The organism is Flavobacterium sp. AJR, assembly GCF_002156885.1.
Lineage (GTDB): Bacteria > Bacteroidota > Bacteroidia > Flavobacteriales > Flavobacteriaceae > Flavobacterium.
In genome coordinates this window covers 1-18,711 of the sequence record NZ_NCWQ01000050.1, presented here as the reverse complement: position 1 = coordinate 18,711, position 18,711 = coordinate 1, and the positions used below count along the sequence as shown (strand labels likewise).

Below are 18,711 nucleotides of genomic sequence, written 5' to 3'. Positions count from 1 at the left end.
CGACGCTTCGGGATTGTGTTTTCGCGATAGCGAATCTGTATCATCCGCGTACTAATATGGACAATCTGCGCTAAAAAATTAATAGAAAAACTCGTAAAACTTTGCGGAATTTGCACCTAAAAAAGGCACTTTATAAACAGAAAATAACTCATCAGGATTTCATTTTTCTAAAATTTTGAATTATTTATTGTTAAATAGATTTAAAAAAATCAATACCATATAAAAAAGAGAAATGTAATATCAAATTCTCAATCAAAATTGCAATAAAAGTAGTACTTAATTGCCTTTATTGGTCAAATTTACTTAACATTTCATTAAATTTTATTTAACCATTCTCCTCTACTTTCTATCTCAAAATTGTCCAGTAATAGCGGTGTTTTCTTCAAAAATTGAAGCAAAAATAGTTTAAGTTTTTTCTTGTTTTTCCTTTGTTTAAAGGGCGTATTAATCAAATTCAATAGTATTTTGGACGTATTCAAAACATTGATGTACCCTTGATGTATATATTTGTTTTTGTTAAACCAAAATCAAATTTAAATAAGCCACAAAATGAATAAACCAACACACCTTCGTTTTTATTTATCAGACGCAAAACTCCCCAGCGTTTTTCTCCCAGTTAACAAATTGTTATAATTTATTAAACTGATAACAATTCAATAATTGATTAAAAAAAAATAACCACATTAACTAACACTAAAAACCCAACTTATGATAAAAACTAATTTAGAGTTTCTATAAGGCTCATGAAAAATTATTTGATGAATATCTTTTGAGAAATAACAAAATTTATAAATCAAAATCGAATATCAATTTAAATAATATCAATTAGGAAATAAGAGGGTAAAACTTATTCCCGTTTAAACAAAAAATATGAAAAGGACTATATTTTTATTTTTGTTGCTTCTAGTTTGTAAAGTTACGTACGGACAGACTATAACCGTAAAGGGTGTTGTAACTGATAGCCAACAATTACCATTACCTGGAGCAACAGTTTACGAAAAGGGAACCAAAAATAGTACGGTTACATCAATGGATGGAGACTATCAAATTAAAGTAAAACCAGATGCAACATTGGTATTTAGTTTTATGGGAACAAAAACCGCAGAAATAAATGTAAAAAACAGAACAACTATAAATACAAAATTAGTAGATGATGCTAATAATCTAGACGAAGTAGTTGTTGTAGGTTACGGAACAAAATCAAGAAAAAATCTTACGGGAGCTATATCATCTTTAAAAGGTGAAGAAATTGCAAAAATGCCAGTGCAAAACGTTGCGCAAGCTTTGCAAGGTCGTATAGCAGGTATGCAAGTTACAATGGCCGATGGAACACCAGGATCTGAACCTTCGTTAAGGATTAGAGGAGGAACATCTATTACACAAAGTAACGAACCATTGTATGTTGTAGATGGAGTGGCTCAAACTGGCGGATTAGGCTTTATTGATCAAACAGATGTAGAATCTGTAGATGTTTTAAAAGACGCCTCCTCTACTTCTATTTATGGAGCTCAGGGTGCAAACGGAGTTGTTCTTATTACGACTAAAAAACCAAAAGGCGGAAAACTGACAATTGGTTATGATACTTATGGAGGAATAAAAACGATTGCCAGAAAACTTGACGTAATGAAACCGTATGATTATGTTCAATTAATGTACGAAGGAGCGACTGACGATGCAAAATTGCAGAAATTCACGAAAAATTTTGGAACATATGATGAATTAGCATCTCTTTATCAAAACAGACCGGGTATTAACTGGCAAGAAGAAATTTTTGGAAAAGCTGTAGAAACTCAATATCACAAAATAAGTTTCAGCGGTGGCGGAAGCGAAACTAACTTCAATGCTTTTTATTCTGTAAATAATGACCAAGGTATCATGCTTGGAAGCGAATCGGTAAAAAATATTGCAAAATTAGCAGTAACTCATAATGTGAGTAAAAAATTAACTGTGAGCGCAATTGTTAACTATTCCAATCAAAAAATAACAGGATTAGATACAGGCGAAGGTGGAAATGCAAGATTAAGTATGTTGCAAACTTTGCTACAATACCGCCCTACAATAGGGAAAAATGGTGTAGATGAAGATCTTAAAACTCTTGTTGTAGATCCATTTGATAATCAGGATTCACCTATATTTCAGAGTCCATCGATTACAATAGATAGTCAGAAAAGAGAAGCTATTAAAAAGTCTCTTAATATGAATTTTCAACTTCAGTATAATTTAACTCCTAAGTTGGTATATCGCGGATTAGTTAGTTATACAGATAATAATAATAGCGATAAATATTTTAACGATGCCAGAGGTATTCAGGCTATCAGAAGCGGCGGACCTAATGGTGGAGTTACTTACACCACATCTAACCGTTTAAACTATAACAATGTCCTAACATACAGTAATACCTTTGCTAAAAATCATAAATTTGATGTTACAGCAGGTCAGGAATATATTTATAATTATTCTGAAGGAATTAATGCAAGTGCAAGTGCATTTCCAGATGTAAACTTAGGTTGGGATAAATTACAATTAGGTACAATTGCCGGAATCCCAACATCATATGCTGAGGATGATAAAATGTTGTCATTTTTTGCAAAAACAAGTTATGCATTCAAAAATAAATATTTATTTGCAGCAAGTATAAGAGCCGATGGATCTTCAAAATTTGGTGCAGATAACCGATGGGGTTATTTTCCTTCAGTATCTGCTGCATGGAGAATTATCGAAGAAGATTTTATGAGAAGCATACCTGAATTTTCAGATTTAAAACTTCGTGTAAGTTATGGTGAAGCTGGAAACAACCGAATTGCAAATTATGCAGCATTAGGTATTTTTAATTTAGGATCCTACCCTATTAATAATCAATCAAATATTACAGCGTATCAAAATAATATTCCTAACCCACAATTAAAATGGGAAGCTACAAAATCGACTAATATAGGTTTAGATTTAGGATTTTTTAAACAACGCATCTCACTTACAGCCGAGGTATATGAAAACCGTTCTAAAGATTTACTTTATAACACACGTGTACCAGCAAGCTCTGGTTTTAAAAAGCAGTTTCAGAATATTGGAGCAACTTCTAATCGTGGTTTAGAATTTACATTGAATACTGTAAACATCAAAAAAGCTGATTTTAGTTGGAATACAAGTTTTAATATCGCCTTTAATGAGACTAAAGTACTTGCTTTAAGCGAAGGAGAAAACTCTTTAATAACAAATAGTTACACCAATGCAAATGACTATATCCTTGAAGTAGGAAGACCAGTTGGAGTTATGTACGGTTATGTAAGAGATGGTTTGTATCAGGTAAGTGATTTTGATTATAACCCTACGCTTAATACCTATACTTTAAAATCGGGTGTGGTTAGCGATAATGTTGTGGTACAACCTGGATTTATAAAATTTAAAGATATTAGCGGGCCAAACGGTGTGCCAGATGGTGTAATTAATGATCTTGACAGAACTGCAATAGGAAATTCTAATCCTAAATATACAGGAGGTTTAAATAATACATTTAGTTACAAAGGATTAGATCTTAGTATATTTTTAGATTTCTCAGTAGGTAATGATATCTATAATGCAAATATGCTAAACAATTCAAGGCTTAATCAGGAAAACCTAAACACATTTGCGGTATATGCTGATAGATGGACAACTATTAACTCAAGCGGACAACGTGTTACTAATCCTGCTGAACTAGAAGCTCTAAATGCTGGGAAAAAGAATCCCGCATTTAATGGTAATTCAACAGGACGTTTGTATAGTGATATTATAGAGGATGGTTCATTCTTGAGAATCAACAATATAAGTTTAGGATATACTTTTCCGAAAAAATGGTTGAGTAGTACGAAAATTTCAAACTTAAGAATTTATTTTACTGCTAATAATGTGTACGTATTTACTAAATATTCAGGGTATGATCCAGAAGTAAGTGTTATAAATAGCGCCATAACAAGAGGAGTCGATTTTAGTGCTTATCCAAGAAGCAAAACCTTCCTTACAGGTTTAAATATCTCACTATAATTTAAAGCTTAAAAAAATGAAAAAATATATATTTTCCTTTAGAACAATCGCAATAGCTGGGATAACTTGCCTACTATTACCGCTTAATTCTTGCGAAAAAGAACTAGAAGTAACACCATACTCCTACTTTACAACGGATGCTTTTTTTAGTAATATAAATGAAGCCTATATGGCAACATTAGGAGTTTATGAGCCAATGTCATCTGTAGATAGTTATGGTTGGAATATGTCTTTAACTTTTGATGCAGATACAGATATTGGTCAATTAAGCGGAATAGGTTCTGATGATTGGCGTACTGTAGCACATTACCAGGGAATTTCTCAAACAAACACATTCTACCTTGTATGGAGTAAATTATACGAAGGCATAGACAGAGCAAATGTGGTGATTGAGAGAATACCTAAAATGGATTCGTATTTAAATGGAAGTCAAGCTGAAAAAGATCAACTAAACAGAATGATTGGCGAAGCAAAATTTTTGCGTGGTTTTTACTATTCAGAGTTAGTACGTTTATGGGGAGATGTTCCTTTTAAAACAAAAAGCTCACAACCAGGAGATAATCTTAGAGGAGGACTTGTAGATCGTTATGAAATATACACACAAATCATAAAAGATATGCAAGAAGCTGCGCTTGTCTTGCCAGTTCAAACACCAGTAGATGAACGCGTTAATAAATGGGCCGCAAAAGCCATGCTTGCCAGAGTAGCTCTTTTTGCAGGGGGATATTCCTTAAATGCAGATGGAACGATCAAACGCCCAGCTAATTACAAAGAATATTACCAATTAGCACAAAAGGAAATTAATGATATTATGGCGCAAAATCCGTATAAATTAAATCCATCTTATTCTAAAGTATTTAAAAACCAATGTCTGCACGTTTTAGAACCTACCGAAAACATTTTTCAGGTTGCGTTTTTTAATTCTGCCGGAGCAAAAGAGAATGGATCTTGGGTTGGATATTTTAATGGAGCATTAACATCAAATGGTGTTTATCCTACTAGTATAGGCAGATGCTTAGTACCAAAACCATTTTATAATAGCTTTACCGAAGGAGATCAAAGACGAGATTTCTCTATAGCAACATATACAATTAATGCACAGGGAAATAAAGTAGCCCTTTTAACCGCAAAACAAGACGAAAGCTGGACAGCTGCAAAATGGAATAGAGAATACCAAACTAATTCTACACAAGAGAGATCTTATACCCATATAAACTGGGTGGTGATGCGTTATTCAGACTTATTGTTAATGCGTGCCGAAGTAGAAAATGAATTAAACGAAGGACCAAATGCCATTGCTTATGATGCCATTAATCAGGTAAGAAAAAGAGCTTTTGGTGGTGATATAGCAGGTAGCAGAATTGCTATTGATTTAAAAAACAAAGGAACAGGATATACATCGGCAGCCAATGTTTTAATAAAAATTACTGGTGGCGGTGGTACAGATGCTGCAGCTGCAGTAGTTACACTAGCAAGTGGTGGTATTAGTACAATTGGTATGTTGCGTTCAGGAGATGGATATACATCTGAGCCTACTGTAACGATTACCAGTGTAGACGGAAAAGGTTCTGGAGCAACTGCTGTAGCAAGAGTTTTACCAAAACTAACAACTACAGAAATGAATCTTACAACAGGATTAAGCAAAGCTAATTTTCTTAAGGCATTACAACAAGAGAGAGCTTGGGAACTTAGTAACGAAGGTATGCGTAGAGCCGATTTAATAAGATGGGGAATTTTGGCAGATAAAATAGCCGAGACAAGTGCAGCAGTAAAACTGATTCGTTCGGGTTATTTTTATCCATCTGTAACAAACTTTGTAAGCGGTAAGCATGAATTATATCCGTTTCCTCAAAATGAAACAGATGTAAATAAGTCAATTACGCGTCAGAATCCTAAATATTAATTTATAAACTTATGTGTAGAATAATAGTTTTATTAGTCATTTTTTTTCTTCCACTTTTTGGGCAAGCACAAGTAGATGTTCACGAAGCTTCTGGCGAATACGAATATCCTACAGATCCATTAGTTCGTGAAAAATTAGACAAATGGCAGGATTTAAAGTTTGGAGTTATTTTACACTGGGGACTTTACAGTATAACTGCCATGAATGAATCGTGGCCTTTAGTTAACGAACTTTGGAAAAGAAGAGATACTACAAAAACATACGAAGAATATAAAAAATGGTATTGGGATCAATCAAAAAGCTTTAATCCTGTTAAATTTAATCCCCAAAAATGGGCTGAAATTTCTAAAAATGCAGGAATGAAATATCTGGTATTTACGACCAAACATCATGAAGGCTATTCGATGTTCGATACTCAACAGAGCGATTTTAAAGTTACCAATGGGCCATTTGCAAACAACCCAAAAGCCGATGTAACCAAATATATTTTTGAGGCATATCGTAAACAAGGTATGATGATTGGCGCTTATTTTTCTAAACCCGATTGGCATTCAGAATATTTTTGGTGGCCACGTTTTGCAACAGTAAATCGTAATGCAAATTATAACACAAACGAATTTCCAAAACAATGGAAAAAATTTAAAGATTTCACTTATAATCAAATAGGGGAAGTTTTAGGCAACTATGGCAAAGTAGATATTTTATGGTTAGATGGTGGTTGGGTTAGAAATCCTCAGCCAGGAGAAATGGAAAAAGCATATGTCCAAAGTAGTAAATCCTACTATCCTCCCTATCCGCAAGATGTAGATATGCCTAGAATAGCCAAAATGGCAAGAGAAAAACAACCTGGGATTTTAGTGGTAGACAGAACCGTACACGGATCTTATGAAAACTATCGTACACCAGAATTAACTATCCCAAAAGTACAATTAAAAGATCCTTGGGAAACTTGTCTTACCATAGCTAAAGGTTGGGGATACACAAAAAAAGCTCCAATAAAATCGGGCACTTGGATAATACAAACTTTGGTAGAAGTTGTAGCCAAAGGTGGTAACCTACTTTTAGGCTGGGGACCAACGGCTGAAGGTGAATTTCCAGAATATATTAATAAACCATTAGAAGAAATTGGTGCTTGGCTTAAAGTAAATGGTGAAGCCATTTATGGAACACGAATCACTGAAAACTATAACGATGGTTCGACTTGGTTTACACAATCAAAAGATGGTAAAAAGAAATATGCTATTTCTTGTATAAAAGAAGGAACAACCATTCCTGCAACATTAAAATGGAAAGGAAATATCCCAACAAATGGAAAAAAAATAAAACTAATTTCTACAGGTAAAAATGTGGTTTGGAAACAAGAAGGAGATTCTGTTGTGATAGAAATACCAAAAGAATTAGTAGGAAGTCAAACAGCTGCTTTAGCTTTTGCATTTTAAAAAAATCAATCTAATAAAATTTATGATTATGAAAAACATACTATTGATATTAAGCTTCGCCTTAATGACTACAGTTACATTTGGACAAAACAAGCCTCAAAATATGAAAATATTAAGAGATTCCATTTTTACAGTCATGAAACTTAGTGATGAAAACAAACTCAAAATGCATAATTTAATTGCAGAGAACGGAAAAACTCAAAAAGCAATAAAAGAAGACGCAACACTTACCGAAGAACAAAAAAAAGAAAAACTACAAACTTGGAGAAAAGAGATATCAGTAAAAGAAAAATCAATTCTAACTCCCGAAGAATTCCAAATATGGAGAGATTTTGGAAAATCATTAAGCGATAAGTCTAAGAAATAATAATTGTCAATTGAATCTTTTCTAGTGAATTACCAAACTAGAAGTTACTGAATACGGGTTTTAATTGAATTTAATATCATTTTGAACAAAATTAAAACCCTATTTAAGCATTGATGATTAAATTCGTTTTGTGGTTTTAAAGGGTAGCAAAAGAATAGTTTTATTTGTTGATGTTAATTTGAAAAAAATAGGATTAGCATAGTCCCGATACCGATCCAAAAGCTTCGGGCAATGTCATTAAGTTAAGCCCTTTTGAGCTAATTATGGTTAATTGTTTTCTCGCAAAGACGCAAAAGCGCAAAGATTTTAGGCGAAAACTTGGCGGCTTGGCGACTTTGCGAGAGAGATATTCGGTACAGTATTACTGCTGTTTTTCTTATCTTAATGACATTGAGCTTCGGGATGGGATGGGACTATGTGTTAAAAATAATAATAAGCTAATCTATTAATATAAGTAGATATGAAATTTAGAAAAAACATTTTGCTTTTATGCGTACTAGGATTGATAATTACTCCATTAATGAGTATTGCTCAAACCAAAGAACGTCCAAATATTCTCATTATCATGACCGATCAGCAAACTGCTGATGCGATGAGTATTGCGGGTAACAAAGACTTACACACACCTGCAATGGATAAGCTGGCGCAAAACGGAGTTCGTTTTACCAAAGCTTATTGTGCACAACCACTGTGTACGCCATCCCGTACAGCGATCTTTAGCGGAAAAATGCCTTATGAAACTGGTTTTATTGGCAATGCACCAGAAAAAGACGGACAATGGCCAGATGATTTATTAATGATGGGCAAAATCTTCCAAAACGGAGGATATAAAACAGGTTACGTAGGCAAATGGCATTTACCAGTTCCTACTACAAAAAAGAGTCAACATGGTTTTGAATATATCGAGAACACCAATTTTCAAGATTATAATGATGCAGCTACACCATCATTTTGTGCTCGATTTATCAAAGAGAATAAAAACACCCCATTCTTGCTAGTAGCTTCATTTTTAAATCCTCATGATATTTGCGAATGGGCAAGAGATGAAGATTTAAAAATGGATGTATTGGCCAAAACACCTCCAGTTGATCAGTGTCCGCCATTGCCGATTAACTGGAGAATTCCAGATAACGAACCACAAATAGTACGCGATCAACAAAAAGTAAGTGCCCGCACCTATCCTACTGTAAACTGGAGTGGAGACCAATGGAGACAATACCGTTGGGCGTATAATCGCTTAGTCGAAAAAGTAGATAATTATATAGAAATGGTATTGGCATCATTAAAGAAATATGGCATCGAAAAAAATACGATTATTGTTTTTACAGCAGATCATGGTGATGGTTATGCAGGCCATAGCTGGAACCAAAAACAAATATTATATGAAGAAGCCGCAAAAGTACCTTTTATCATTTCCAAAATAGGACAATGGGAACCTCGCACCGATGATATGTTGGTTTGTAATGGTATCGATATAATCCCAACCATTTGTGGATTTGCTGGCGTAGAAAAACCTACCTATTTAAAAGGAATTGATATTAGTAAAAAAATTGAGAATCCAGCGCTAGACTTACGTGATACACTAGTTATAGAAACTGATTTTGCCGATAACGAAGAATTATTAGGTATAAGTGGTCGTGCCGTAATTACTAAAGATTATAAATATATTGTTTATAATAAAGGAGAGATTAAAGAGCAACTTTTTGATTTGAGCAAAGATCCGGGAGAAATAACTAATCTGGCAGTAAATAAATCACATAAAAAGAAACTCGTAGAAATGCGCAATTATTTAAAAAATTGGTGCAAAATAAATGGAGACACTTTCGTATCAGGATTATAAATCAGATGAAAAGAAAAGAATCATGATAAAGAAAAAAATAATTGCTTTGTTATTGTTAATCACGTTTAACGCGTTTAGTCAACAAGAACCAGCAACAATCAAATTAAACGCAGAAAAACTGCATTCGAGAGTACGCGAATGGCCTTATCCTATAAACGGAATAACGGTGCCAACTAATGCTCCTGCTTTACTCTGGCCTGCAACCAATGGCAAAACCATGGTAAAACCTATGGAAAGCGGAAGTGCAGTCCCAGAAGATCCTAATATTGGCAATGTGCGTTACAAAGTAATGTTGGCAAGTGATAAAAATTTTACAAAAGAGCTGCTTACTAGTTCAGAACAGCGTTGGGCTGTTTATCCGTTACATCAATCATTAAAACCAGGAAAATGGTACTGGAAATATGCGTATGCTTTAAAAGGCAGTAATCAATGGACCTGGTCTACTGTTTATGATTTTGTAATTGATGCTAAATATGCCAATGAAAAAGTATCTCCACCAATAACCGAAGTGCTAAAACGAAACCAAGGTTCACATCCCCTATTATGGGATATGAATCGCATAGGTGAAGATTTTTATAAAAATAATCTGGAAAATCCTGAAGCCAAAACATTTATCGCTTTCGCTGAAAAACTGATGTTAGCTCCTCTTCCTACAGAAAAACCTCAAAGAGTAATTGATACAACGGGGAAAAATCCATTGGAAAAAAAGTTAATTATTGAAAGAATGTACCATGGTTTTGGTGATGCAGTAGGTACACCAGTCCGTAATTTGTGTATTGCCTATCAATTAACCAAGGACAAACGATTTATTTTAGATGCAAAACGCAGAGCATTAAATATTGCTAATATGGATCCCGATGGTTTAGCCACAGGAGATGATTTTACAAGCGGTGCAGTTCTCGAAGCATTAGGATGGTTTTACGATGCAGGATATGATTTTTTAAATCCACAAGAAAAAGAATTATTCAAAAATATAATTACACTTAGAGCACAAAGAGTTTATAATCATTTGCCAAACCGTTTTGAGTTGCACGTAAGTGACAATCACGTATGGCAAATCACCATGCGCAATTTAGCCATTGCAACAGTAGCAGTTATAAATGATGTGCCCGAAGCCAAAGAATGGCTTACGTATATGTACGAAGTCTGGTCGGCACGTTTTCCTGTATTAGGCACAACCGATGGAGGTTGGCATGAAGGGAATGGCTATTTTAGAGTAAACTTTAAATCTATTATTTACCTTTCTCAAATGTTTGGAGATTTTAGTGGAGTAGATTATTTTAAACTACCATGGATGCAAAATTTACCTTATTATATGTTATATACACATCCTAATGATGGGGCAAGTACCGCCATTGGGGACATGTGGGAAAACATACCGTATATTGTAAAAGGAGAAGCTTGGTTTGCAGATGCGCTTACTTATAAAATAGATAACCCGTATTTAAACTGGTATGTAGATAGAATAAAAAAAGATCATCCAGACTATTTTCGCGGTACAGATGATTTCTTATTATTTAGATTATTAAACTTTAAACCAAATAGAAATTTACCTGTTTCCTCGCCTATTAATTTGCCTAAAACACGCAAGTTTGGTGATGTCGGAGTAATAGCAATGCACGAAGATTTGGCTAAAGCCGATAAAACACTAAGCAGTTATTTATTCAGTAGTCCATTTGGTGCTTCAGGACATGGGCATGCTTCGCAAAATGCGTTTACAGTAAACTTTAAAGGGAAAGTAATCTTTGGAGGAACTGGGTATTATAGCAACTTTAGCGATAAGCATAACCTTTTGTATTATCGTACATCCAAGGCATATAATACAATTTTGGCGGATAGTTTGAGTCAGAAAATTGGAGAAGAAGGTTACGGATGGACACCACGTGCCATTTCAGGACAACATATTCAATATGCATTAGGTGACGCAAGTAACGCTTATGGCGAAATTAAAAGTGAATTTTGGCTGAATAGATTCAATCAAATTAATGTAGTTCCAAATAAAGAAAATGGTTACGGAGATCCAGGAGTAACATTATATCGCAGACATATGTTACAACTAGATGGTGGATATATAGTATTGTATGATGAACTAGAAGCTAAGAAACCTGTAAAATGGACAACGCAATTTCATTGCCCTTACTACACAATCGAAGCACAAAATACCGAAAACGCAAACCAACAAAACTTTACGGTAAAAACAGATTTAGGTAGCGTAACGGCAAGTGTTTTTGCTAATAGTCCTTTGAATATGAAGGTACACAACAAGTTTTTTGAAGCAGCGGTTAATTGGAACAAAGTAACCAATGATACAGGCGAAATAAAAGATTTTAAAGACCAATGGCATGCAGGAATTACATCCGAATCTAAACCGAAATTCAGATATTTAACCATTATACAAGTTAAAGATGGTAAAACTGAAGTAATTAAAACGGTTTCAAACGTAGATGGATTATACAATTTACAAGTTGGAGATTGGGAAATACAAGCACAATTAAATGGAGAAAAACCAGCGGCATTACAAGTAGCTGGCAAAGCAGTAAAATCATTATTTAATTATGGTGGTATATCAATTAAATTTCAAGGAAAAACATATATCCCTAAAGTTATGGGAAGTTCTATTTTGTTAGAAATGGAAGGTTCCAAAGTAAACAAACAAGAGGTTGTAGATGAATTACCAGATGTAGCTAAATACGATAAGAATTAAAAAAGTAAACCATACAAGTTATGTAAGTTCATTTAATCGAAATTTATTATATTTTTAAAGTAAAAAAAGTTAGATTACTTCAGCTTAACGCATTGAATAGCCTCCTGCTTTTGAGGTTTAAGAAATGATGATGAATATAGCTTTAGCCAAAATAAAAATGAAAATAGAATTTGTGAAAATCATCACAATTTAATTACAATACCTACAAGGTCAAAAAAAGACCTTGCAGGATAAAAACAAGAATTATTTAAACTACCATGAGAAAAAAGATTGCTATAATAACCCTTTTATGCACTGTGCTTTTTGCAATAAAAAGTCACGCCCAAGTGCAAGACCGATATTTTCGCAATATTTCGGTTGATAAAGGCTTATCGCAAAGTTCAGTTTTTGCAATTCAGCAAGATCAACTCGGATTTATCTGGATTGGAACTCAGGATGGTTTAAATCGTTATGATAGTAAAGGTTTTAAAGTATACAGACCCGTAAAAGGAGCTAAAAATAGCTTACAATCCTACTACATCCGAAGCTTGTTTAAGGATCATAAAGGGCAATTATGGGTTGGAGGAAACCAAGGAATCAGTGTTTATAATTACGATACAGACAATTTTGTTAATTATAAACTTCCGCGTAGTCTTGGCGAATGGTACATATCATCAATAACAGAAGATAATGCGCATAGAATCTGGGCTACATCAATAGCAGGAGATGTATTTATGCTTACTCCCGAAACCGAAAATTTTACTACAATAAAGTTTAATGCTTCATCACACGAAGTAAAAAAAATAGCCTATATCGGCGTTTGGCAACAACAAATTATTTTAGGAACAGATGTTGGGCTTTTTAAATTAAAACCAAAAACACACGAATTAATCAAAATTAATCTAGGAGCAAAAAAGCCTTATATTAATGATGTTTATGTAGACGGAAAAAAATTATGGGTAGCAACCGAAGGATATGGAGTAATACAATATAATAGCCAAAACGGGCAAGCTACTTCCCTCCTGCACAACTCAGGAACAAACAGTATAGCCGATAATAATATAAGATGTGTTGGTAAAGATACCGAAGGAAATATTTGGCTAGGAACTTTTAAAGGGCTTACTATTTTTAATCCTAAGGCAAATTCTTTTGCAAATTACTACCATCAAATATCACAGCCTTACACCATCAGTCAGAACTCGGTGCGTTGTTTCTTTAAGGATAATCAAAACGGAATTTGGTTAGGAACGTATTATGGTGGACTCAATTACTATCATAAAAATGATATTAAGTTCAATTTACTAAGTCAAAATTCAGGTAAACCTTCTTTAAATGACGAAGTTATCGGTGTTATAAAGCAAGATCCAAAAGGTGATTTTTGGATTGGAACGAATGACAAAGGAGTAAATTATTGGAACAAAAATAATAATACAATTAGCTATTATTCAAACAGCGAGAATAACCCAAATAGTCTAAGTTCTAACAATATCAAAGCCATTGCTTTTGATGATAACGGCAATGTATTAATTGGGACTCACAACGGCGGATTAAATTTATTGAACCCAAATAGTGGTCATGTGCAGCGCTTTCGCCACGACGAAAACAATCCAAGTTCTATTGCGGGCGATTTAGTTTATAGTATTCTTAAAGATCATAAAGGACGTATTTGGGTAGGAACAAGATCAGGATTAGATCAATTTCATCCAGAAACAAAATCATTTACACATATTCATTTAGATAAAGCTGGCAAACGACCAACCTCTGATGATATTACTTTTCTTTATGAAGATAGTAAGCATAGAATCTGGATTGGAACTACCAACGGAGTTACGCTGTTTTATCCTGATAATCTATTATTTGGAAACATCGGACACGGAAAAGTCAGCGAAGATATTGTCAATTGTATTACCGAAGACAAAAAGCACAGAATATGGATTGGTACTAGAGAAGGATTGAGTTTATATAATGAAACGCAGGAATCTTTTATCAGTTTTAAAACAAAAAATGACTTTGTAAAAGGAACTATTTACGGCATAATTCCAGATGAAGATAATAATTTATGGATTTCGACTAATAGCGGATTAATTAAATTTAATCCCGACAGTGGTTCTGTACAAACTTTTGACGAAAGTGACGGACTTCAAAACAAGCAATTTAATGAGTATTCATTCTATAAAGCCAAAGATGGAATGTTGCTTTTTGGTGGAATAAAAGGCATTTCTTATTTCTATCCTGCAATGGTTAAGCAGCAATTGCTTCCGCTAAAACTTAGTTTTACAGGACTGGAAGTTTTAAATAAAACCGTTGCAGTAGATGATGAAACAAATATACTCGAACAACATATTGATCAGGCCGAAGAATTAGAGATTGGACCAGAATACAAACAATTCAGTATCTTTTTTAATACATTTAATTACATATCTGCCAATCGTACACATTATTATTACAAATTAGATGGACTCGACAAAGATTGGCAACGTACCGATGAGCTAAAAATAAGCTATAGTAATTTGCCTGCAGGAAATTACAATTTGCAAATAAAAGCAATGGGACCTAACGGAGAAATGAGCCCAATAAGAAGTTTAAAAATTATAATTCTTGCTCCATGGTATAAAACAATATGGTTTTATTTATTGTTGTTGGCAATTATGGGTACAGCAGCATATATTGCTTTCAGAATGATTACTGAGCGTATAAAAGCGTTGCAACAATTAAAACTAGAACGAATAGATAAAGAAAGAGTGAGTTATATTAATCAGGTAAAAATGGATTTTTTTACCAATGTATCTCACGAGCTTAGAACACCATTAACATTGATTTTGGCACCTCTGGAAGATTTATTAAAATCACCATTTGCAGATAAAACATCCAAAAAGAAACATGAACTGATGTTTATCAATGCCAAAAGGTTATATAACCTGGTTGATCAATTATTTGAGTTTAGAAAAACTGAAATGGGAACGCGCCAGCTTAAAGTGGGTAAAAGTGATCTTGTGAGTTTTACCAATGAGATTTTTGAATCCTTTAAACCACTTGCCGAAAAAAATCACATTCATTACACCTATCATTCATCAGAAACGCAACTTATATTTTCTTTTGATAAAGATGCCATGGAGAAAATTTTGTTTAATCTACTTTCAAATGCATTTAAATACACCCAAAGTGGTCAAAGCATAAAAGTTGAATTAATAAAGGAAAATGAAAAAGTATTTATAAAAGTAGCAGATACAGGAGTTGGAATAAGCGAGGATGATTTGTCTAAAGTATTTGATCGTTTTTATCAGGTAAATAATAAAGAAATGAATTTGGGTTCGGGCGTTGGTTTAGCATTTACCAAACGATTGGTGGAACTACATCATGGCGAAATCATTGCCGAAAGTACAAAGGAAAAAGGAACAGTTTTTACTGTAGCAATTCCTACTTCAGAAACTGTATATATAAATGATTCGCGTGTAGAAGATTCTGTATATGAGTTATCTATGGTAACAGACGATAATCTTGTTATAGAAGATGATATACTCCTGCAGGAAAATGAAATTTTAATTGACGAAACTGCCGATGGAGATCAAATAATCAAACTACTTATTGTAGATGATAATAAAGAGATTCTGGATTACCTGCAAGATTATTTGGGCAAGATGTATGAAATTGTAGTTGCTTACAACGGACAGATGGCACTGGAACTATTAGAAATTCAGCAATTTGACCTCATTATTAGCGATGTAATGATGCCAGAACTAGACGGATTGCATTTTTGTAAACGTGTAAAACAAAACATCAATACATCACACATTCCATTAATGCTTTTAACTGCTAAAACGGAAACGAGTCAGCAAATAAAAGGATTAGAAATGGGAGCTGATGATTATATCACAAAGCCATTTTCGCCAAATTTGCTTGCCGCCAAAATTGCAAACTTATTACGTTCCCGTAAACGATTAAAAGAATACTATTCGGCTGGAAAAGAAATGGTGCCCGAAAATATTGCTTTTAATGCCCTTGACGAAGAATTTTTAAAACAAGCTATAAATATTGTCGAGGAACATTTAGCCGATTCGGAATTTACAGTAGATAAATTCAGTAAGGAAATCGGAATGAGCAGATCCAACCTTTATTTGAAATTAAAGGCAATTACAGGAGAATCGGCTATGGATTTTATAAAAAGAATACGATTTAAAAAAGCAGTCGAGCTAATGCAAAACAAGCGGCATACCATTGCGCAAATTACTTATATGTGCGGTTTTAACTCGCCTTCGTATTTCTCAACAGCATTTAAGCAATACTATGGTTGTATGCCAAGTGAGTATTTAGCCAAGCTAAATGATGAAAAATAATATTACCAAAATACAGTGTAAAAAACTGAAATTTCAATAATACAAAACAAACCAAATTATTATGAATACCAATTTTGAAAGCCGTTTTGCAGTAAGTCCAAAAGAAACAAAACAAATGGATACAGAAACATTACGCGAAAATTTTTTAATCGAAACTATTTTTAGCGCAGAACAAGTAAAACTAACCTTATCACATTACGATAGATATATTATTGGCGGAGCAATGCCAGTAAACCAAAAAATTGTATTACCTAATCCTACCGATTTAAAAGCGGAATATTTTCTGGAAAGAAGAGAAATCGGAATCATTAATGTAGGAGGAAAAGGAATTATTACCGCTGATGGCGAAAGATTTGAAATAGATTTTAAAGAAGCTTTATATCTGGGCAAAGATATCAAAGAAGTAATTTTTGAATCTGTAGATGCTAATTCTCCAGCCAAATTTTATTTAAACTCTGCTCCTGCTCACCACAAATATCCATCAAAAAAAGTGACAAAAGCCGATGCTGAGATTGTAGAATTAGGAACTATGGAAACGGCAAATCATCGCATTATAAATAAATTAATTGTAAATAGCGTGGTACAAACCTGTCAGGTTCAAATGGGAATGACAGAGCTAAAATCAGGTAGTGTTTGGAATACTATGCCAGCACACACACATGATCGCCGTATGGAAGCTTATTTCTATTTTGAAGTACCCGAAAATCAAAGTGTTTGCCATTTTATGGGACAACCACAAGAAACAAGACATATCTGGATGCAAAATGAACAAGCCGTAATCTCTCCAAATTGGTCTATCCATTCAGGATCAGGAACCTCTAATTATACCTTTATTTGGGGAATGGCTGGAGAAAATTTAGATTATGGAGATATGGATCATTGTGCTATTAACGATTTAAAATAAGTGATTATGAAATTGATTAAACTCTTTCTTTGCCTTGCTCTTGTCTCGCCATTAGGTATTTTAGCACAAACAAAAGCAACAATTACCATTCAGAATAATTCGGCTCAGGAACGAAAAGAAGCTGTTGTAGCTATAAAATGGACAACGGTTTTATCACGTTATCCTCAAATAGATACAGCAAATTTTGTTGTGATTAATCAAGCGACAAAAAAGCAAGTTCTTTTTCAGTTAGAACACCGCGGACTTTCCTCAATTCAAAATCTTTTAGTACAAGTTAATGCTAAAGCAAAAGAGTCACTTACCCTGGTAATACAAAAAGGAAAACCAGAAACTTTTGCAACCAAAACTTATGCGCGTTATGTACCAGAACGCAAAGATGATTTTGCTTGGGAAAATGACAAAATAGCCTTTCGTGCCTACGGAAAAGCCATAGAAAACACAAAGGAAGATGCTTCTGGATTTGATGTTTGGGTAAAAAGAAGCGATAAAATGGTCATTAACGAACGTTATAAAATAGGTAACTACCATATCGATAGTGGCAACGGAATGGATTATTACCACGTAGGCCCTACATTGGGCGCAGGAAATATGGCACCATATGTAAATGACAGTATTCGCTATTCGGGAAATTATCGTAAATGGTTAGTGCTGGACAATGGTCCTTTGCGCAGTACATTTCAATTAACTTACGACACCTGGATTGCTGGAGGAATAGAAGTTAAAGCTACAAAAATCATTTCTATAGATGCTGGATCACAACTTAATCGTGTAGAAAACACCTATACATTTAATGGAAATAAACCTATGGAAGTTGTAGTTGGCTTAAGTAAAAGACCAGAAGCCGGAGTTATTTCATTAAATGAACAACAAGGTATTATGGGATATTGGGAACCTACATTTGGTGAAGACGGAACTACTGGAGTTGGTTCTATACTAACTACACCAGTAAAAAGTATGTGGGTAGATAAAACACAAATATTAGGAAAAACGACTGTTGTAAATAACGAACCTATCGTGTACTACACAGGAGCAGCTTGGAATAAAGCAGGAAAAATTACCGATGCGAAACAATGGTTTACTTATTTGGATAATTTTTATCAGCAACTAAAAAATCCATTAATTGTAAAAGTCGAATAAAGCTACAGTAGCACTCAAATAAAAACTTTAGATAAAATATACCTAGTCAGCGCATTAAATTGTAGTTGACAGCCATACTTATGC

General features: G+C 33.9%; 9 protein-coding genes. All 9 read left to right on the top strand.

Features of this window, described 5'->3' with window-relative positions:
- The first annotated feature begins 870 nt into the window (after window positions 1–870).
- On the top strand, window positions 871–4,020 hold the full coding sequence (locus B8T70_RS14040) for a TonB-dependent receptor (protein ID WP_086895240.1): 3,150 nt from the start codon (window positions 871–873) through the stop codon (window positions 4,018–4,020).
- Between the two features lie 16 nt (window positions 4,021–4,036).
- Window positions 4,037–5,923 carry a RagB/SusD family nutrient uptake outer membrane protein gene (locus B8T70_RS14035; RefSeq protein ID WP_086895239.1) on the top strand — a complete coding sequence of 629 codons (1,887 nt, stop codon included), beginning with the start codon at window positions 4,037–4,039 and terminating at the stop codon, window positions 5,921–5,923.
- 11 nt (window positions 5,924–5,934) lie between these two features.
- Window positions 5,935–7,362: an alpha-L-fucosidase gene (locus B8T70_RS14030; RefSeq protein WP_086895238.1), complete on the top strand. Its 1,428-nt coding sequence runs from the start codon at window positions 5,935–5,937 to the stop codon at window positions 7,360–7,362.
- 28 nt (window positions 7,363–7,390) lie between these two features.
- On the top strand, window positions 7,391–7,729 hold the full coding sequence (locus B8T70_RS14025) for a hypothetical protein (protein ID WP_123912111.1): 339 nt from the start codon (window positions 7,391–7,393) through the stop codon (window positions 7,727–7,729).
- Between the two features lie 460 nt (window positions 7,730–8,189).
- A complete protein-coding gene (locus B8T70_RS14020) occupies window positions 8,190–9,569 on the top strand; it encodes a sulfatase (RefSeq protein ID WP_086895236.1) in 1,380 nt (459 codons plus the stop codon).
- Window positions 9,541–12,273, top strand: a complete 2,733-nt coding sequence (locus B8T70_RS14015) for a DUF4962 domain-containing protein (RefSeq protein ID WP_242667481.1) — start codon at window positions 9,541–9,543, stop codon at window positions 12,271–12,273. The genes B8T70_RS14020 and B8T70_RS14015 overlap by 29 nt, the downstream gene beginning before the upstream one ends.
- A 257-nt stretch (window positions 12,274–12,530) precedes the next feature.
- Window positions 12,531–16,586, top strand: a complete 4,056-nt coding sequence (locus B8T70_RS14010) for a two-component regulator propeller domain-containing protein (protein WP_086895235.1) — start codon at window positions 12,531–12,533, stop codon at window positions 16,584–16,586.
- 61 nt (window positions 16,587–16,647) lie between these two features.
- On the top strand, window positions 16,648–17,490 hold the full coding sequence (gene kduI, locus B8T70_RS14005) for a 5-dehydro-4-deoxy-D-glucuronate isomerase (RefSeq protein ID WP_086895234.1): 843 nt from the start codon (window positions 16,648–16,650) through the stop codon (window positions 17,488–17,490).
- A 6-nt stretch (window positions 17,491–17,496) separates the two neighbouring features.
- Window positions 17,497–18,627 carry a DUF4861 family protein gene (locus B8T70_RS14000; protein WP_086895233.1) on the top strand — a complete coding sequence of 377 codons (1,131 nt, stop codon included), beginning with the start codon at window positions 17,497–17,499 and terminating at the stop codon, window positions 18,625–18,627.
- The last annotated feature ends 84 nt before the right edge of the window (window positions 18,628–18,711 follow it).